The 18,198-nt window shown below is 68.8% G+C and carries 11 protein-coding genes; 3 read left to right on the top strand and 8 right to left on the bottom strand.

What is annotated here, in order from left to right; translation table 11 throughout:
• Positions 1 to 8: 8 nt before the first annotated feature.
• Positions 9 to 2,603 (bottom strand): cyclic nucleotide-binding domain-containing protein, encoded by a 2,595-nt coding sequence (locus tag KUG43_RS04810; protein ID WP_216906642.1) that lies wholly within the window; start codon positions 2,601 to 2,603, stop codon positions 9 to 11.
• Between the two features lie 101 nt (positions 2,604 to 2,704).
• Here KUG43_RS04810 and speA point away from each other — a divergent pair, with 101 nt between their 5' ends.
• The gene (gene speA / locus KUG43_RS04805; protein ID WP_216906640.1) at positions 2,705 to 4,669 is read left to right on the top strand and encodes a biosynthetic arginine decarboxylase; all 1,965 of its coding nucleotides are present in this window, start codon (positions 2,705 to 2,707) and stop codon (positions 4,667 to 4,669) included.
• 2 nt (positions 4,670 to 4,671) lie between these two features.
• Here the strand turns inward: speA and KUG43_RS04800 are convergent, their stop codons facing one another.
• From KUG43_RS04800 to KUG43_RS04785, 4 genes are all read right to left on the bottom strand, one after another.
• Positions 4,672 to 6,555, bottom strand: a complete 1,884-nt coding sequence (locus KUG43_RS04800; RefSeq protein WP_216906638.1) for an adenylate/guanylate cyclase domain-containing protein — start codon at positions 6,553 to 6,555, stop codon at positions 4,672 to 4,674.
• Positions 6,552 to 7,604 carry a FecR family protein gene (locus KUG43_RS04795; protein ID WP_216906636.1) on the bottom strand — a complete coding sequence of 351 codons (1,053 nt, stop codon included), beginning with the start codon at positions 7,602 to 7,604 and terminating at the stop codon, positions 6,552 to 6,554. The genes KUG43_RS04800 and KUG43_RS04795 overlap by 4 nt, the downstream gene beginning before the upstream one ends.
• Before the next feature lie 37 nt (positions 7,605 to 7,641).
• On the bottom strand, positions 7,642 to 8,370 hold the full coding sequence (locus KUG43_RS04790) for a FecR family protein (RefSeq protein WP_216906635.1): 729 nt from the start codon (positions 8,368 to 8,370) through the stop codon (positions 7,642 to 7,644).
• Between the two features lie 76 nt (positions 8,371 to 8,446).
• Positions 8,447 to 9,151 (bottom strand): SIMPL domain-containing protein, encoded by a 705-nt coding sequence (locus KUG43_RS04785; RefSeq protein WP_216906633.1) that lies wholly within the window; start codon positions 9,149 to 9,151, stop codon positions 8,447 to 8,449.
• Between the two features lie 89 nt (positions 9,152 to 9,240).
• On the opposite strand from KUG43_RS04785, the gene KUG43_RS04780 reads away from it, so the two are divergent.
• Together KUG43_RS04780 and KUG43_RS04775 are read left to right on the top strand one after the other, a co-directional pair.
• Positions 9,241 to 10,722, top strand: a complete 1,482-nt coding sequence (locus KUG43_RS04780) for a mechanosensitive ion channel family protein (RefSeq protein ID WP_216906631.1) — start codon at positions 9,241 to 9,243, stop codon at positions 10,720 to 10,722.
• Entirely contained in the window at positions 10,722 to 12,674 is a 1,953-nt protein-coding gene (locus KUG43_RS04775) for a CHASE2 domain-containing protein (protein ID WP_216906629.1), read from the top strand. Before KUG43_RS04780 ends, KUG43_RS04775 begins: the two co-directional genes overlap by 1 nt.
• On the opposite strand, the gene KUG43_RS04770 is transcribed toward KUG43_RS04775, so the two are convergent.
• The 3 genes from KUG43_RS04770 to KUG43_RS04760 all read right to left on the bottom strand — a co-directional run bounded on the left by KUG43_RS04770 (position 12,628) and on the right by KUG43_RS04760 (position 17,960).
• The gene (locus KUG43_RS04770; RefSeq protein ID WP_216906627.1) at positions 12,628 to 13,269 is read right to left on the bottom strand and encodes a hypothetical protein; all 642 of its coding nucleotides are present in this window, start codon (positions 13,267 to 13,269) and stop codon (positions 12,628 to 12,630) included. The two genes, KUG43_RS04775 and KUG43_RS04770, sit on opposite strands and share 47 nt — an antisense overlap.
• Positions 13,270 to 13,361: 92 nt before the next feature.
• The gene (locus tag KUG43_RS04765; protein ID WP_353617932.1) at positions 13,362 to 13,721 is read right to left on the bottom strand and encodes a DUF3307 domain-containing protein; all 360 of its coding nucleotides are present in this window, start codon (positions 13,719 to 13,721) and stop codon (positions 13,362 to 13,364) included.
• A 90-nt stretch (positions 13,722 to 13,811) separates the two neighbouring features.
• Positions 13,812 to 17,960 (bottom strand): CHAT domain-containing protein, encoded by a 4,149-nt coding sequence (locus KUG43_RS04760; protein ID WP_216906625.1) that lies wholly within the window; start codon positions 17,958 to 17,960, stop codon positions 13,812 to 13,814.
• Positions 17,961 to 18,198 lie beyond the last annotated feature (238 nt).

Genomic DNA, 18,198 nt, shown 5'->3' with positions numbered 1-18,198 from the left:
CCGACGTCCTAGTTGGCAAGCACAGGACCTTCCGCCTCCAGGCGCGCGGCCAGGTGGGCCAGCAGACCGCGGCCGAAGTGGCGTGAGCGCCGCAGCAGCTCTTCGAAGACCTGGGAGGGCAGAACGAACAGCGTGGCCCCCTCCTCACCGGCGGCCACGCTGGCGCTTCGGGAGTCACCTGTGATCACACCCATCTCGCCAACGGTCTGGCCCACGCCGATCACCACCGGCTGCCCGGCAGCCGTCTGCAGCCGCACCTCGCCCTGCAGCACCAGGGCGAGGCCATCACTGGGCGCGCCGCGGCTCATCAGGGTTTCACCCGGCTCACACGCCTGCAGATGACCCTGGTGTGCCACCCAGAGGATGCCCTCCGGCAGCAGATCGGCGAACAGCTGGGCCCCGGCGATCGCCGGGAACTCCTCACGGTCGGGGGCGATCTCGCCGCGGCGCTGGCTGAGCAGGAACGGCGACGCCGCCAGGCCGGTACGGGGATCCTGAAGGTGGCGGGCGGCCCGCTGCGGGTCGCGCTCGCGGGCCAGCATCAGCACCCAGCCGGCGGTGTCCGGGTCAGGATCACGCCACAGCAGATCCAGGGCTTGATCAAGCTCACCGCAGGCCGGCACCGAGGCCGGCAGCGGCTCGAGACCGGCCGCCACCAGGCGCCGATCCAGTTCACGGCGGGGCCCTTCGGTGCGCTGGACCATGGCCTGCACCAGCGGCCGCAGCAGGGGATCTCCCGCCGCCAGCTGCCCCAGCAGGGCCCGCAGTCCCGCCTCCTGGGTCCAGGCGACCCGTCGCTCCTCCAGATGCCGGCGCTCCAGTTCCCCGCGGGGGCCGAAACTCTGCAGCACAGCCTGCCACCGGGCCTCATCGAGCCCACTCTCCGCCTGGAGATGGTCGAGTTGCTCCTGAAGGGCCGGCGACAGACGCTCCGGCTCCAGCACCTGCAGACCCGCCAGCCGCAGCAGCTCCTCCACCGCCTCATGGGCGGCCTCGCGGCGCAGGTCGTCGACCTGGCGCTGCAGGGGATCCAGCTCCAGCAGCTCCGGCTGCTCGCTGGCCAGGGTGCGCACCACGGCGTGGTGATCGGAGTCATCGAGCTGCAGGGTCTGGCGCAGCTCCTGGAGCTCCAGCAGGGCGCTGGCGCGATCGAGGCGGCCCGTGCGCAGCATCTCCGCCATCACGTCGCGGTACAAACCGCGACCCTGCTGGCGACCGAGCGCCGGCAACGCCTTGACCAGCGTGAACACCTCCTGAGGCGAGAGGACCTCGAGGGATCGGCCATCGAGGGCAGCCTCCAGCCCGGGAAGATCGCGCAGCTGGCGGCGCAGGCTCTCGCTGGCGCTCTCGCGACGGTACGTGGCCTGGTCACGTCCCCAGCTGCGGTACAGGGCGATGCTGGTGGCCAGCAGCACCAGCAGCTGAAGCACCTCGCCCCCCTCACCGCCCAGGGCCCCCTGGAAGGGGTCCACGAACCAGAAGAAGAGGTTGATCGCCAGGAACGAAGCGAGCAGTCGGGTGCGCTGCGCCGCCCGCTCCTGCGGTTCGCCCAGACCCTTGTGGCGGAAGAACCGCTCCAGGAGGCGCTGGAGGCCTTGAAACAGAAGCACAGAGGAAGCCGCGGCGGCGCTGAGGAGCAGCGGGACCGCCAGCAGGCGGGGCAGGGGCAGCGCTGGCCAGAGCGCCTGCCAGACCCGCTGGGGCTGGCCGGCATCGAAGGCCCAGGCTCCTGAGCGCAGATAACCGAGCGGATGGTCCTCCAGGCCGCTGCCGACACCCACCGCCTGCATCAGCAGGAAGAAGGCCACAATCAGGCCCGGATAGGAGTACCAGATCCAGCTGAGCCCGCGCTTGCCGTGAAGGTTCTGCCAGAAGGAGCGCTCAGCGTCGATGTCGATGCAGGGCACCTGACAGGCCACGCAGGCGCTCTGCTCCCGCCCCTCGGCGGCGAGGGTGCGGCACATCGACTGGGTGATCTTCGAGGTTGAGGCGACATGGGCCGTGCTGCCGAGGGGCCCCCGCAGGCCGGTGAGCACGGTCTGCACCGGCCCCATCGGGCACACGTACTGGCACCAGGCCTTGCCACCCCAGGACCAGCCCACCAGCAGCGCCGCCGCCAGGGTCACCAGGAGCAGGATCGCCAGCCCGATCGGGCTGCCGTTCACCGCCAGCAGGCGCAGGCACAGCCCACCGATCAGCAGGCTCCACTGGAGGGTGAGATGGTGGCGGCCCAGCCACGATTCGGCCTCCACCATCACCACCTCAGGCCGCCCCTTGCGGCCGGGGCGGCTGCGCTGCCGGCCGAGGGCCCGGGCCAGCTGCGACACGAAGGCCAGCGGGCAGACGCGCCGCCAGAGCTCATGGCTGATGGCGCCGATCAGAAGCAGACCCACCGGCACCACGGTCCCCCAGAACAGCCGGTTGCCGGGCTGCTGATGCAGCTGACAATCGGGATCGAAGGCCACGGAGCAGGGGGGCACCAGCGCAGCCGGCAGCATGATCACCGGCAGCAGCAGCGAGGCGATCAGCAGCATCCAGCCGATCAGCAGGGCCCAGCGCACCCGGCGCAGCTGCTGCTCCGGCAGACGACTGAACAGCTGCATGGCTTGAGGACGGCCGGGGCCCCCTGCTGTAGCACCGGCGCAGCAGGATGACACCCCTAGATTCCAGCCACCTTCCCCGCAGCTCCTGCACTGCGCGCGCCATGGCGGCAGCCACCAGCTGGTCCATCGCCGACAGCTCCGCCCTCTACGGCCTTGAGCGCTGGGGGGAGCCCTATTTCTCGATGAACGCCCGGGGCCACGTGATCGTCCAGCCCCGCGGCGACCGTGGCGGCTCCCTCGATCTGGTGGACCTGGTGCGGGAGCTGCAGGGGCGCGACCTCACCCTGCCGCTGCTGATCCGCTTCGACGACATCCTCGAGGACCGGCTGGAGCGTCTGCACGGCGCCTTCGAGCGGGCCATCGCCCAGTACGGCTATGACGGCCGCTACCAGGGGGTGTTCCCGGTCAAGTGCAACCAGCAGCGCCACGTGGTGGAGCAGCTGGTGGAAAGCGGCCACCGCTGGCACTTCGGCCTGGAGGCGGGCAGCAAGGCCGAGCTGCTGATCGCCCTGTCGCTGCTCGACGACCCCGACGCCCTGCTGATCTGCAACGGCTACAAGGACCGGCGCTACATCGAGACGGCGATCCTGGCCCGGCGCCTGGGGCGCCAGCCGGTGGTGGTGATTGAGCAGGCCGACGAGGTGGAGCGGATCATCGCCGCCAGCGGCGCCCTGGGCGGGGCCCCGTTCATCGGCATCCGCGCCAAGCTCTCCGCCCGCAGCACCGGGCGCTGGGGCAGCTCGGTGGGGGAACGGGCCAAGTTCGGCCTCTCGATCCCCGACGTGCTCACCACGGTGGAGCGGCTGCGGGAGGTGGGCCTGCTCGACGACCTGCGCCTGCTGCACTTCCACATCGGCAGCCAGATCAACGACATCGCCGTCCTCAAGGACGCCCTGCAGGAGGCGGGGCAGATCTATGCCGAGCTCACCCGGCTGGGGGCGCCGATGGGCTTCCTCGATGTGGGTGGCGGCCTCGGCATCGACTACGACGGCAGCCGCACCGCCACCGCCGCCTCCACCAACTACTCGCTGCAGAACTACGCCAACGACGTCGTCGCCACGATCCGGGAGTGTTGCGAGCCCCACGGGATCCGCCCCCCCACGCTGGTGAGCGAGAGCGGCCGGGCGCTGGCCAGCCACTTCAGCGTTCTCGTGTTCGACGTGCTCGGGGCCGGCGGCCACACCGAGTCGCTGCCGCCGCCGGCCGAGGGGGAGGCCCTGATCCTGCGCAACCTGCGCGACACCCATGCGGTGATCAGCGCCATCGCGGTGGGGGGAAGCCCCGAAGGGGAGGGCGGGGACGGGCGGTCGGTGGTGGAGCGCCTGCAGGAGGCCTGGAACGACGCCCTCAAGTTCAAGGAGGACGCCCTCAACGCCTTCCGGCTCGGCTACCTGAGCCTGCCGGAGCGGGCCACCGCCGAGCGGCTCACCTGGGTGAGCTGCCAGGCGATCGCCCGCCAGCTCGAAGGCCTGGCCACAGGCACCGTGATCCCCCAGGAGCTGCAGGCCCTGCCGGCGGCGCTGGCCGGCACGTACTACGCCAACCTCTCGGTGTTCCGCTCGGCGCCGGACACCTGGGCGATCGACCAGCTGTTCCCGGTGCTGCCGATCCACCGGCTCGATGAACGCCCCACCCGGCTGGGCAGCTTCGCCGACCTCACCTGCGATTCCGACGGCAAGATCGCCCGCTTCATCGACAGGGGCCAGGTCAAGCCCCTGCTGGAACTCCACAGCCTGCGGCCGGGCGAGCCCTACTGGATCGGGCTGTTCCTGGGCGGGGCCTACCAGGAGGTGATGGGCAACCTGCACAACCTGTTCGGCAGCACCAACGCCGTTCACATCCGGCTGGCGGCCGGGGGCGGCTACCGGGTCGACCACGTGGTGCGGGGCAACACCAACGCCGAGGTGCTCGAGGCGATGGAACACGACCCCGACCTGCTGCTGGAGCGGCTGCGGCTGGCCAGCGAGCAGGCGATCGGCCGCGGCGACCTGGCCATCAGCGACGCCCGTCGCCTGATGGCCCACCTGCGGGCCAGCCTGGAGCAGACGACTTACCTGGAGGCCTGACCTTACCTGGAGGCCTGATCCCGGAGCGACACCGTGAAGATCTCCACCTCCCCCAGGCTCTTCACGGGCTGGGCCCCCAGGGAGCGGGAGTCGAGGCCCGCATCGGCCTGAATCAGGCTGGCGGTCTGCGCGTCACACACCACCGCCGCGTCCACATTCCGGGTGGCCGACTCCAGTCGGGCCGACAGGTTCACCGTGTCGCCGATCACGGTGAACTCCATCCGCTTGGGGCTGCCGATCTGGCCCACCATCACCTGGCCGCTGGCCAGGCCGATGCCGTTGTCGAGGGTGGCGATGCCCCGCCGCGCCCAGTCCTCGTTGAGGCCGGCCAGGGCCGCCCGCATGGCCAGGGCGCAGCGCACCGCCTGGCTGGCCTCCTCGGCCACCCCCCGGCTCACCGGTGAGCCGAAGACGGCCATCACCGCATCGCCGATGAACTTGTCGACGGTGCCGCCATGGGCCATCACCACCTCCACCATGGCGCCCAGATACTCGTTGAGCTGGCGCACGTGCAGCTCGCTCTGGCCCTCGCCGCTGCGCTGCTTGGTGAGCACCGTGAAGCCCTTGATGTCGGTCATCAGCACGGTCACCTCGAGCAGCCGGCCCCGCAGGATCCCCTGGGCCGATTCCGGGTCGGAGAGGATCTCCGCCACCACGCCGGGCGCCACGTAGCGCTCGAAGGTGCGTCGCAACCGGCGCCGCTCCTGCCCCTCCCGCAGGTAGGCATCCCCGCCGTAGAGCAGGCCCAGCAGGACCAGGCCCGAGACCGGTGCCAGCAGCGGCAGCCAGCGGTTGGCCTGCTGCAGCGCCACCGTGACGGCGGCGCCCTGGAGGACCAGCATCAGCGCCACAAGCACGAGTCGCCCGCGCAGGTTCGAGCGTCGCCGGGCCGCCGCCAGGACGATCAGCAGGGGCAGCAGGGACAACAGGGCCCGTCCCGGGGCGCTGCGGGGCCAGGGTTGCAGACCGTCTCCCTGCAGCGAGTTGGCCGTGGCGGTGGCCAGCACCTCCAGACCCGACAGGCTGCCGAAAGGGGTGGGATAGCCATCGGCCCCCTGGGCGACGACAGGCCCGAGCAGCACCACCGAACCGGCCAGGTCCTTGCGCAGGGGATGGGTCTTCCAGCGCTCGGGGTCGAGCACCTCCCAGGCCGGCAGACGCCGGAAGCTGCCCTCAGGGCCGTAGAAGTTGAGGGAGCTGGCCCTGTCGTCCTGGCGGCTGCGGTGGCCCCCCAGCCGCAGCAGGGTGGAGGAGAGGGCGCTGTGGCCCTCGGCGCCCCGGGCGGGGAGCACGCCGCTGGCGTAGGCCTCCGGATGGCGGCTGGGCTCGCTGGAGGTGCCGGCAAGGATGTTGGTGAGCCCCAGGGCGCCGGTGCCGCCGATGGCCGCCAGGAAGCGCTCCGGCCGCACGAAGGTGAGCGAGCCGGCCCCCTGGGCGTCATTGGACTCGAGCATCTCGGCCGCCAGGGCGACCCGGCCGGGGTAACGCCGCAAGCGCAGCTCCAGGGCCTCGTCATCGCCCTCACCCTTGCCGCTGGGCCCCTCGAAGACCACATTCACAGCCACCGCCTTGGCGCCGGCCTGAAGAAGCTTCTCCGCCACCATCCCGTAGGTGGCGCGGGGCCAGGGCAGGCTGCCGACGCCCCTGGCCCATTCCGGGATGCGGCCCTGCTCCTCGAACCAGTCGCCCTGCTGCAGCGTCGCGTCATCGACCGTGACCAGCACCACCTTCGCCGGCGGCCGGCGCGGGCCGCGCAGCAACAGCAGCTGCTGCTCCACGCCCCGTTCCCAGACCCGCATCCGGGGCCCCGGCCAGCCGGAACTGACCCCCACCCAGGCCAGCACGGCCACCACGAGGACCCTGAAGGTGCGGCGTCGCGCCATCATCGTTGCAGTGGGCTCCACAGGGTGCAGATCGCGACGGCCCGGCCGGAGCGCTCCAGCCGCACGCAATCGATGGCCCTGGCCCTGGGGCGGTTGATCAGGATCTGGGTGTGCAGGGGCGAGCCCATCCAGCGCGAAACAATCACCTCCGGGTTCCAGGCGCCCGCCGGCATCGGGCAAGCGATCACCTCACTGGTGGGAATGAGTTTGGACGTCGCCGCCATGCGGCTCTGGAACGCCCCCCAGCTGGAACGGTCGTGGTCACAGTCGCGACTGGCCAGCACCCCCTCCAGGACCGGCGCCAGATAGGCGGCGTTCTGTGCCGCCAGGGGCGCCGGCAGGGGTTCGAGGGCGGGGCGTCCGGCCTCACTGCGGTAGCGGTTGATGGTCTCCACCAGGGGGTCACTGCTGACCGCCGGCCTGGGCGGGGCGGCGATCACACCGGGGAAACGGCGCTGCACGAAGGCCTCCAGCGCCGCCATGCCGGGCAGGGGAGCAGTGAAGTCCTGGAACAGGGGGCCGCGGAGGATCGCGGCGTAGTCGGCCGCCGTGAGCGGGCGCTGCCAGAGCACGTCCCCCTGGCTGGAGAGCCGCACCCTGTTGCCCCCGGCCACAAGCGTCGGCAGCGCGGCCAGCGGCTGCCCATCGGCGAGGGGCTGCAGCTCCACCGAGCCCTCCAGCACCGCCACCTCCTGCTCGCCGCCATCGAGCAGGGTGACCAGGTAGTTGGTTCCCCGGGTGCTCAGCCGCGAGGAGCGGGTGCAGCCGTTCTGCGGACCGGACACCAGGATCTGGCCGCTGTTGAGCAGGAAGCAGGTGCTGCCGAGTCGCAGCTGGGTGAAGCGGTTGAGGCGGCCGGCGGCACCACCGGCGAAGCCGAGCTGGCCGCGGCTGTTCTGGGTGCGAACCAGTTCGGGCACGACCGCCTTCTCTCGCAGATGGGCCTGACGGCGTTCGATGAAGAGCTCATTGCCATCGAGGATCTCCTGGATGACCGCCGATCCCGCCGGGCTGGCCTGACTAGCGCAGGGCCAGGCGAGGGCCGCCGCCAACGCGGTCAAGAGGAGGGTTCGATGTCGGATCACAGGCTCAGAAGAAGCGCGGCAGACCGAAAGGCAGCGACGGCGTGCTGATCGGCACGGGCAGGTTCACCCCCGGCACCCTGGAGCGGATGTAGCTCTCCAGGGAGCCGTAGGCCGGCAGGGGCACCCGGAACCCCTGGAACAGGGGGCCGCCGAGGATGCCGTTGTAGTCGCTGACGCTGAGCCCCAGCAGCGCCAGCACCACCCCGCTGGCCGACAGCCGCAGCTTGTTGCCCGCCTCCACCGTGGTGGCGGGTTGGCCGGTGGGCTCCCCATCGGCGAGAGGTTCCACCTCCACCGACCCCTCCAGCACGGAGATCTCCGACTCCCCTGACTCGCTGACGTCGAGGAGGTAGTTGGTGCCCCGCACGCTGAGGCGGGCGGAACGGGTGCAACCGCTCTGTTTGCCCGACACCAGAATCTGGCCCTTCTCGATCAGGAAGCAGCCCTGGCCCAGCTTGAGCAGGGCGAAGCGGTTGAGGCGGCCGGCGGCGCCGCTGTCAAAACGGATCTGGCCCCGGCTGTTCTGGGTGCTGACCTTCTGGGGGGCGACGGCCTTCTGCTTCACCTTGGCCGTCTTGCCATCGATGAACATCTCGTTGCCATCAAGGATCTCCTGCACAACGGCACTTTCGGAGGCCTGCACCGGCAGCGGCCCGACGGCCGGACCCGCCAGCAGGATCAGGATCGGCAGGAGCGACAGGCTCGGCAGGGCGCTCGACAGGCGGTGGCGCATTCGCTCAAGGCTCCGGGTCCGGATCGCTGCATTCTGCTCGGCGGGGCCCAAAACGCATCCGCAGTCCTCAACAGCATCACCGGGCGCAGAAGCGCACCGTCAGGCTCAGGCGGTCCTTCGGCAGCGCCAGTTCGGCAGGGTCGAAGGGCGGGGCGGCATCGGCGGCGGCGGCCCGCATCAGCATCGGCCGCAGTTCGTTGCCGTCCAGCTGCACCTCCAGGGGGTTGAGCCTGCTCAGGCCCACGGCGGCAGCCACCTCCCGGGCCTGGGCAAGGGCGTCCTGGTAGGCCGCCCGCAGCAGCTGGCGCCGCACGGCCCCATCCAGGCCACGATCGGCCTCGGTGCCCACCGGCGCCAGGCGCACCCCTGGCAGCGCTCCCACCTCCCGGATCAGGGCCTGCAGCCGCTGGGGCTGCAGCCGGCCGCTGACCTGCAGGTTGGCCGTCACCGCGGCCGGTCGGTTGCGATCGGCGTCGCGCCGCCAGGTGCTGGGCGAGGTGACCCGCAGCTCCTCCACCTGCTGCCCCTGCAGGGCCGTGCGCACCGCCGCCAGGCGCTCCTGCAGGCTCTGGAGGGCGCCATCGGCCGTGGCTGACTCCGCCTCCAGGGAGAGGGAGAACGACAGCCGGCGGGTGGGCCGTTCCTGTTCGGCACTGCCCCGGGCCTCCAGCAGGGTGCCCTCGCAGCGCAACTGAACCTGGGCGCCGGCGGCGCCTGGCCAGGCGCCGACCGCCACCAGTGCCAGCAGATGGACGAAGGGGTACAGGCGGATCGAAGGCATCAACGGGGGAAACGGCTGCTTCCAGCCTGCTCTCTGCAGGGGCCGGCGGCCAGGATCGGCGGCAGGATGGGGCGGTCGAAGCGAGTGCCTTGGCCCTGCTGCAGATCTGGATCAGCGCCCTGGCCGCCACGGCCGGGCTGCTGGTGCTGGCCCGACTCGGACGCCTCAGGCACCTACCGACCCTGCCGCTGCGGTTGCCGCTGCTGGCCATCGCCGCCTGGGTGCTGCTGAGTTCCCTGCCATTGCAGGGGTTGCCGCCGGCCTACCGGGTGTGGGTGCTGCTCACCGACGACCTGCTGCTCACCTACGCCGCCATCCTCATCGCCCTCTGGGCAGCCCTGGAGGTGCCCGCCCACCTGGGGCTGTGGCGTCCGCCGCCCCAGTTGCTGATGCAACTGCTCACGCTCGGTAGCGGCGCCCTGGCCACGGTGGTGCTGGTGCGGCAGTCGGCGCGACTGGACTTGGTGGGGCTGGTGACCACCTCCGCCGTGCTCACCGCCGTGATCGGCCTGGCGGCCCAGGAGTCACTCAAGGACCTGTTCGCGGGTCTGGAGCTGCAGCTGGGGGACGACTTCACCGAAGGAGACTTCCTTGAGCTCGACCAGGGGGTGCGCGGGGTGGTGGTCCGGGTGAGCTGGCGGGACACCATGCTCCGCAACATGGACGGCCAGCTGGTGGTGGTCCCCAACAGCCTCGTCACGGCGCGGGTGCTGCGCAACCTGGGCCGGTCCGGGGCCGTCAGCAACCGGTTCAGCGTCGGCCTCGACTACGAACTGTCGCCTGCCCAGGCCAGGGCCCTGCTCGAGAAGGTCGTGCTGCAGCACCCCAAGGTGTTGCGCGAACCGGCCCCCCGCATCCGGGTCCAGGAGTTCCAGGACAGTGCCATCGCCTACGAGCTGCAGGTGTGGCAGCGGGATCTGGGGGACGGCGCCATCGGCGATCTGCGCAGTGATCTTCTGGAGCAGATCTGGTACGCCCTGGCCCGGGAGGGCCAGAGCATTCCCTTCCCTGTGCGGGAGTTGCGCCCGCGCCGCCCCCAGGACAGGGACAAGCCGCCCGGCCACCCCTCCCGCCAGCAGTGCTGCCAGACCCTGGCCAGCGCAGGGATCTTCACGGACCTGAGCGGCGAGCAACTCGAGACCCTCGTCGAGGGCAGCCACCAGGTGGCCTACGGGCCCGGTGAGGCGGTGGTGCAGGAGGGGGCCGAGGGCCACTCGATGTTTCACGTCTTGCGTGGGACCGTGGAGATCCTCAAGGAGATCGAGCCGGGCCACACCGTGGCCGTGCGCCAGCTGGGGCCCGGCGAGGTGTTCGGCGAGATGACCCTCTTCCTCGACGCCCCGCGCAGCGCCACGGTGCGGGCCACCGAGGAATGCCTGCTGCTGGAGGTGGACCGGGGCAGCATCAAGGGCCTGCTGGACGAGAACCCCGACCTGCTGGAGCGTTTCGCCGCCATGGTCCAGGAGCGGCAGGCGGAGCTGAAAAGCCTGGATCGCGAACAGCACACCGAACGCTCCAATGCTCTGCTGGAGACGATGAAACGCCTCTTCTTCGCCTTCAAGGGCACCTGATGGAGAGCAGAAAGGGGCCCGGATCAGCGCTGAGTTCCCTGCTGGTACGGCTGGGGTTGAACCACCTGGGGGATGGCGTCCGCTCGCTCGTGCCCTACGCGGCGGCGGGGCTGCTGCTGCTGGCGCTGCAGCGCAGCCCCATCAACGAAACCCTCAACCTGCTGCTCTATGACCTGATCACCAGCCTGCGCCCGGCTCCGTCCGGCACGGACAAACCGATCACGATCATCGGCATCGATGAATCCGACCTCGCCACTTATGGGTTCCCGATCGACGACAAGGTGCTGTGCCAAGCCATCGACCGGCTGAGCGCCGAGGGGGCCGTGGCGATCGGCCTCGACATCTACCGCGATCAGGGCGTCGGCCCTGACCAGGCCTGCCTGCGCGATCGCTTCCGGACCAACCCTCGCCTCGTTTCGATCTTCAACGTGGCCGAAGCCATCGGCCCGGTGCCGGGCACGCCTCCCGATCGGCGCGGTTTCAACGACCTGGTGCTGGATGCCGATGGCGTGATCCGGCGTGATCTGGTGCATGTGGCCGGCCAGGACGAAGCCACCGTGTCCTTGCCCCTGCGCCTGCTGGAGGTGGGCAAGGGCCAGCGCAACCTGAGGCAGCGGCTGGAGAAGGGAAGCGAACCGGGCCCCTGGCTGGATCCGGCCTCCGGGGGCTACGACCAGCTGGATGCCGCCGGGTACCAGCAGATGCTCTCGTTCCACCAGCTCGGCAGCTTCCACCTCTGGAATCTCCAGGATGTTCTCGGCCGCCGGCCCATCCCCCGGGACCAGATCCGCGGCCACATCGTGCTGATCGGCAGCACCGCTCCCAGCCTGAGGGACCTGTTCCCGACGCCCCAGACCCGCTCCGCCCTCGGGGCCAAGCAACTGCTGGTGCCAGGCGTCGAAATCCATGCCCATCGGCTGGCCGCCCTGATGGACCGCACCGTGGCCGGCGACCCGCGGCGCCTGCGCACGCTTCCGGGCTGGGTGGAGCGTGTTGCCGAGGTGCTGGCCGTGGTGCTGGGGATCGTCCTGGGGGAAGCCTTCCGGCTGCTGCGGCGCAGCGTGATCGTGGTGGTGCTGGTGGCCGCCCTGATGGTCGGAGGGGCCGTGCTGCTGCTCTACAACTTTGTCTGGGTCGGGTTGAGCCTGCCGCTCACCGGGCTGATCGCCATGGCAGGTGCGGCCTGGGTTCGCCGGGGCGCCTCCAGCCAGAAGCAGCGCCAGCAGATCGAGCGGCTGCTCGGCCAGACCACCTCCCCGGCCGTGGCCCGCCAGCTCTGGAATCAGCGGGATGGGCTGCTCAGCGACGGCCGCTTCGAGGGCCGCCAGCTGCCGGTCACGGTGTTGATGTCGGACACCTGCTCGTTCACAAGCGTGTCGGAACGGCTCAGTCCCGGAGAGCTGCTCGACTGGCTGAACCGGGGCATGGCCCTGTTCGTCCCCGCCATCACGCGCCGGGGCGGGATGGTGAACAAGTTCACGGGCGACGGCCTGCTGGCGGTCTTCGGGGCCCCCCTGAGCAGCGGCGAGGAGGCCGATGCCAAGGCCGCGATCGATGCCGCCCTGGCCATCCAACGCGCCGTGGACAGCCTCAACGAGGAGCTCCAGAAGGAGGGACTGCCGGCGATGGGCCTGCGCATCGGCGTCCACTCCGGCGCCGTTCTGGCCGGATCGATGGGCAGCAGCGAACGACTCGAATATGCCGTGATCGGCGATGCCGTGAACTGCGCCGCACGGCTGGAGAGCATCGACAAGGAGCGTCAGTCCAATCTCTGCCGGGTGCTGGTGTCCTCCAGCACGGTGGACCTGCTGCCCAAAGGGCTACCGCTGGAGTGGCTCGACTGGGGCGCGTTGAGCGTCAAGGGGCGCTCCGAACCCCTGCGCATCTGGGAGCTGCGTGGTGGCCTCAGGCGGGACATCGCACTGGAATCCGCTCCGGCCACTGGGCCGTGATCAGATCAGCCAGGCCGAATGTGGCGCCCACTTCCTCGCGGGGCACGCTGGAGCCGCAGGACCGATGCAGCTTGGCCAGGGAGGCCTGCACGGCCTCGTCGTCCTTGGAGGCTTCCATGACCAGGAGGCTGAGGGCCGGCGGCGAGTCCGCAGCCACGAAGTTGAGCGGATCGGCCGGGGTGGAGGTGGCAGCCGCCCCGGGGCAGATGTAGCTCGACTCCCACATCGTCGGCACCTTCACCGGGGGCAGAGTCAGGAGGGTGATACCCGGTGCGGAGGCCGGCAGCACCCGGCGTTGGCCCGAGGCGATCGAGCCATCCACCGTGCCGCGATCGCTCAGCGGTCGGAAGGTGATCTCCAGGGGACTGGGGGCAGCGCTGGGGCCTTCGAGCACGCCCAGGAAACGGGCCTTGCCGGGGGCGAAGACGCTGCTGGAGGGCACCAGGTGGGCCAGAAGGCGACTGGCGCATTCACCCCGGGTTCCTCCACCCACCCGCCTGCCCGGGAAGCTTTTCCGCAGCTCACTCTGGGCGTGGGCCTGCGGCGGCTCGATCACCACCAGGGGGGCCAGGGTCAGGAGGGAAGCGGCGAGCAACGGGAAGGGGGAACGCCGCGAAGAGCCAACGGAGGGGTTTCGGAGCAGGGCACGGGATCGGACAGCCATAGGGGGACCAGCAACCTTTCTCTTCATTGGAACCAGAGTGGTGTGGAGGCCTGGCGAATCGCCAGCCAGGCCCAGAGGAACTTGCAGAGGATGTGAAGCGCCTGATCAAAGGACAGCGTCCAGAGACGTCGGCATTTGCCGAAGTCGATCAACAGATGCATACCCCATTCTGCCACACCCAAAAGGGGTGACTGGGTCACCATGCCAACCAGAAAGCCATGGATGGCGGCATGGGAGGTGAGCCACCAGCCCCATCCGAGGGTCACCCCGCAACCTGGACATTTTTCCCGTGCCATGCGATCACTCTGGAGCCCGAAATCCCCGAGGAAATGGGCCATCGCCAGCATCAGAAAGACGTTGAAGACCGCTGAAAGCTCAGGCACTGAATGGGGAACTGGGTGGACCGTGGAGACCCACCACAAGTGGGGCAGGAAGAGGGAAGAAAGCAGACCAGGAAAGCCGATGGTGATGAATCACCAGGGAGTGCCGACCAACTGAACCCCGGCCCAGAAATAGGGATGGGCCATACCTGACGCAACGCGGCGGCGCTGGGAGGGTGTCAGTTCGGTGAGCAGGGGGACTCCATCGGATCCGATGACCTTATCGCCCTCAAGACGCACTTTGCCAGTGGCCATCGCCTGCCGTGTGGCCCGCAGGGCATCGGCTTTCTGCACACCCTGGTCGAGGTAACGATAAAGCTGCAGGAAGTAGGCCGAGGTGGCGACATCATCGACATACCAGAGTGTCCCGATCGCACTGCGTGATCCGGCCTGCAGGGCCAGGCCTGCAAAGCCGAGCTCACTGTCGCTGTCCCCCAAGGCTGTGCGACAGGCGCTCAGCACGAACAGCTCCAGCGGACTGCTGCTGCGTTGCTGCCGCAGGCGGGAGAACTCCTGAAGGCTGACGGAGCCGGTTCCGGTGAAGATGCGGGCCTGGGACGGTCCACCGGGCATGAACTCCGCATGGGTGGCCACGTGCAGGCGCTCATAACGGGGGTCGGCCGCCTGGCTGAGGAGCACCTCCGGGGTGAAGTTCTTGTTCAGGAAGCGGTCGATGCCGACCCCATCCGGGATACCTGCCAGCTCCTCGGGCACCAGGGGCAAAGGGCTGAGTCCTTCGAACTCCGAGGCCCCCGCCGCCAGCACCCGACCCCGGGCCAGCCGGGGAGGGCCGAAGGAGGTGAGGTTGAGGGACGGGGTGATCGAGAAGCCGAACTGGTCGCCGAAAAAGCTGGTGCCGTCATGCAGCGCCGCGAAGGGAAGACCCTGCAGGCCCCGGTCGGCGACGATCACCAGGGTGGTGATGCCCTTGGCCTTGAGTTCCTCGGCCAAGGGAGCAATCAGGGCCCGGTGGATCTGCCTGGTGGGGGACTCAGGGTTCTCCACTTCAAGCGGTTCGAGGCGAGCCAGCTGGCGATAGAGCGCCCGCAGCTGTTGGCCGAAGCGCTCGCGGGACAGTTCAACCCGCTGACCGAACGGCTCACCCTTGCGGCTGAGCAGAATCAGATCGAGGAAGGAATTGGTCGGCTTCTTCTCAGTGCCTGCCTGGGCCTTCTGATCCTGGGCCGCAGGGGGCTTCTGCTCCTGGCCTGCAGCCTCCTTCTGTTCGGTGAAGGACACCATGAGGACAGCCGGATTGAAGCGTTCGTCGTCCTGGTCCCCCTTCTGGGAAGCCTTGCTGAGAAGTCGCTGCAGCTCCTCAAGGCGCAGGGTTCCGTTGGAATCCGCCGCCGTGCCTACATCCCCGAGCGTCCTCCTCACATCCTCCGTCCGCTGCTGATCCCCATCCGAGAGGGCCGCGGCCACCAGGTCCGGCGAAAGGGCGGCGGTGGTGATGGTGAGGGGAGCAGGTGCCGTATGGGGCCCATCCGCCAGGCTGAAATCGGCTTCCGAGAGATTCACCGCCAGAGCCTCGGTACCCACGCCCTGACGGCTGCCGCTGAGATTGGAGCCGAAGGGAGACGTCTCGGTACCAGCGAAGATTTGGTAGCCGAGATCAGGCACCAGGAGCGACGGGGTCGGCGCGGGGGACGGCACAGGTGACGGCGACGGCTCCTGGGGAACGGTCACCGTCTGGGGCGGCGCGGCTGTGGGAGGCCGGCTCGGGGTGAAGGGCGGGTCGGGTGGCGCGGGGGGAGGTGGAGCGTTAGCCGCCAGGCTGCCGCCAACGGCGACCGGCAATAACGGATCGCCAGTCATGGCCACACCCTGAAGCTCGAAACCAACCGGCAGGAAAATCTGGTTGGGGATGAAAGCGCCGCTGATGGCCTGGGCCCTGATCAGGTCGAAGGGAGTGGCAACCCCGACGATGGGCGGAGAAGCCGCTTCCAATCCCCCGCCAAGGACGGTGTCGCCGAAGATGGAGAGTTGATCAGCGGTGGAGAGATCAAAAAGGAGCTGACTGTTGTCGGCCAGCTGGAAGCTGGCGGCGCGAATGACGAGCGAACCAATGGGATCCAGCAACGCCACTGGGGCCCCCGGCAGGGGGGAGCCTCCATTCGAGAAAGACCCCGTACCGTTAGGACCGACCACAATCTCACCGGAACCCTGCACGGTTCCATCATTCCGAAACGTGGCACTATCGACCCGCAGCGTTGCCGAACCATTCCCCTGCAGAACAATCGAGGTACCTGGGGAGATGGTCGCAGTCTGCAGATTCAAGGTGCTGTTGGGAGCAATCAGGATCGATCCGGCACTGGCAAGGTTCGCCAGCTGATTGGATCCAGACAGCTGTAGCTGTGCTCCACTTTCAAGGTCCAGATTGGGGCCACTGATGCTCGCCTGATTGAGGGCAAGAGTAGCTCCATCAGAAACCTTGAGGAAGGTTGTTTTAGTTGATGTCACATCCCTGAACGTGCCACCATCGATGCTGCTGACTTGAGCGGAAGGGCCAATCTGCAGAAGTGCTGTGGAGAAGGCGGTGACGATGCGGTCCGGGCCCTGGGTGTAACGCCTGGAAACATCCAGAGTGGCAGGATTTGGGTTAGCAAAAAAGGAGAGTTGAACCTCCCCCCGGCTGGCTGAACTCCAGGCGAACTCACCCGTACGAACCGTACCGGAGAGAAGCTTGAAGGGTTCGACCAGGCCGGTGAGTTCGATGTTGCCATCGATCCGTGCGGCACCTTGCAAGGCCCGAAGGGTGCCCGTTTTGATATCGACGTCGCCCTTCTCCCAGCTGATGGCACCTGCAGGCGCCGAGGCATCCGATGTTTTCTGGTACCAGATATTGACGTCCAGACGTCCCGTTGCGGAGCTGTTTGAGAAGGCGACCGGGTTGGCACCTGCCATGTTGATCCGGATGAGGCCGTCGGCCTTCAACTCCAACGTGGCGTCGGATCCAGAGGTTTTCTGGACCGGGGCCAGAAGCGAAATGTTTCCTGGCTGACTTGCGGCTGGATTCGTCGTGTCAACGAAGACCGTCGTGCCGGTGTTGAGCGCCGCATTGATGAAGGCGACATCAATCAGTGAAGGGGAGCCCGGCGGCACCCCAGGCGACCCACCAGGAGGCAACCCACCCCCGAAGGCGACGATCTCGATGTCGCGGGGGTCGATCAGCCAGGTGCCACCTCGCCCCCTGGGTGCCGAGAGATCCGGCGCGGTGGCCAGTGCCAGCCACCCCGCAGAGGTTTCCACAAATCCACCATCGCCACCCTGGGGGCCGCCCCGGGCGCTGATGGCACCAGCCACCTCGGCCCGTTCCTTGCCGAGGACCAGGATGCGGCCTCCAGGGCCAGTGCTGGTGGCGTCCGCTCGCAGGGTGGACGTTGTGTCCACCGTGGTGTTCAACGCGGTCACGGCCCCCAGGGGATCGGCTCCGACCCGCACGACCCCACCCGCCGTACCGCCGGTCGCCAGAAGGCTGGATCCGACCAGTGAAACCTGCTGTCCGGTGAGGCTGATGCTGCCGCCCGCTCCGACAGGGCTGGAAACGTCGACCGAGGTGTCCTGCAGCGACACCTGCTGGCCCTGCAGGGCCACCTGTCCCCCGGGGGCCTGAAGCCGGGATCCACCCAGCAACACATGGCCCCCCTGGGCATCGAGCAGCAGTCCGCCATCCACGGTGAGCAGGCCGCCCTCAATGGCCAGATCCCCCTGGGCGGACAGGCCAAGCTGGCTGAGGGTGGCCGGGTCGGTACTGAGCCCGGACAGACTCAGGACAGGCGCACCGGCCAGGGAGGCGGCGGCGGCAGCCGTTGTGCGATGCACATCGAAACGACCCTCACCCACCCGCAGGCCGGTGGCGGTGGTCAGGTTGAGTTGCTGAGCATTGGTGAAGGTGCCGGCACCGCTGAGCCGTATCCCCCCCGGCGAGAGCCAGACGAGGTTGGCCGGACCACTCAGGGTGATGGCCTTGTCGATGAAGCTGCCCAGGGGATGGGTGACGCCCACCATCACGTTGCGGTGGCCGGCCACATCAAGGCTGACGCCGGTGATCCCGCCACGGGTATCAAAGGCGGAGAAGCGGTGGAAGAGGTTGGCCCCGGCGGAGGTGCCCCCCTGGATCGCACAGGCCCCGCCGAAGCAACTGCCTCCTGGAAGGCCATTCACCACGCTGCCCAGCCCCAGTGGACCACCCGTGGCGGTGATCTCGCCGGCGGCAACGGGGGTGGTCGCCAGACCCATCAGAACGAGAACCCTCAGAGGAGCGAGCCAAGGCGTGGATTTCAGGACAGGAGCCGAACCTGAACAGAACCTTTGAACCATCTCATCGAGACATTGGTATCTGTTGCTACTCAAAATCCTGCTCATACGGCTGATGGGTGGGTAAGTTCTCCTGGCGCCATTCCTAGATCCGATCCCTTGGTCATCATTCTCGCATCAGGTGCTACTCCACCTGCTTTCAACAACATTTAAGGACGCT

Origin of the sequence: Synechococcus sp. CCY 0621 (assembly GCF_019038465.1) — a bacterium.
Taxonomy (GTDB): domain Bacteria; phylum Cyanobacteriota; class Cyanobacteriia; order PCC-6307; family Cyanobiaceae; genus Cyanobium.
This window is presented reverse-complemented; position numbering and strand designations above follow the sequence as displayed.

What these genes read in the sequence shown, in the direction of transcription:
- KUG43_RS04800 (WP_216906638.1), bottom strand. Translation starts at nt 6,555, where the DNA reads ATGATGGCGCGACGCCGCACCTTCAGGGTCCTCGTGGTGGCCGTGCTG.
- KUG43_RS04790 (WP_216906635.1), bottom strand. Translation starts at nt 8,370, where the DNA reads ATGCGCCACCGCCTGTCGAGCGCCCTGCCGAGCCTGTCGCTCCTGCCG.
- KUG43_RS04760 (WP_216906625.1), bottom strand. Translation starts at nt 17,960, where the DNA reads ATGGGTCTGGCGACCACCCCCGTTGCCGCCGGCGAGATCACCGCCACG.
- speA (WP_216906640.1), top strand. Translation starts at nt 2,705, where the DNA reads ATGGCGGCAGCCACCAGCTGGTCCATCGCCGACAGCTCCGCCCTCTAC.
- KUG43_RS04775 (WP_216906629.1), top strand. Translation starts at nt 10,722, where the DNA reads ATGGAGAGCAGAAAGGGGCCCGGATCAGCGCTGAGTTCCCTGCTGGTA.
- KUG43_RS04785 (WP_216906633.1), bottom strand. Translation starts at nt 9,151, where the DNA reads ATGCCTTCGATCCGCCTGTACCCCTTCGTCCATCTGCTGGCACTGGTG.
- KUG43_RS04810 (WP_216906642.1), bottom strand. Translation starts at nt 2,603, where the DNA reads ATGCAGCTGTTCAGTCGTCTGCCGGAGCAGCAGCTGCGCCGGGTGCGC.